The organism is Ralstonia sp. VS2407, from assembly GCF_052950655.1.
Genome location: NZ_JBRFVG010000306.1, coordinates 1 through 450, shown reverse-complemented (window position 1 = coordinate 450; position 450 = coordinate 1). Strand labels below are relative to the sequence as shown.

Here is a 450-nt window from a genome sequence, read left to right as displayed (position 1 = left end):
CGCTCGCCGCCGCGCATCCGGGCTACAAGCGAACGTCGCCCGTCTATCTCGGCGACTACGTGACGACCGACACCGGCACGGGCGTCGTCCACTCGTCGCCCGCGTACGGCGTCGAGGATTTCACGTCGTGCAAGGCGCACGGAATGACCGATTCGGACATCATCAACCCGGTGATGGGCGACGGCCGCTACATCGAATCGCTGCCGCTGTTCGGCGGGCTCACGATCTGGGACGCGAACCCGAAGATCGTCGACGCGCTGAAAGCCGCGGGCTCGCTGCTGCGCAACGAGCGCTACGCGCACAGCTACATGCATTGCTGGCGCCACAAGACGCCGATCATCTACCGCGCGACGTCGCAATGGTTCGCCGGCATGGACACGCAGCCGGCCGGCGGCGGCAAGACGCTGCGCGAGACCGCGCTCGACGCGGTCGACGCGACCGCGTTCTACC

The 450-nt window shown here is 67.8% G+C and carries 1 pseudogene; it reads left to right on the top strand.

Features of this window, described 5'->3' with window-relative positions:
• Positions 1–450: pseudogene (locus ACU8YE_RS25190) on the top strand (isoleucine--tRNA ligase); the annotation flags it as partial.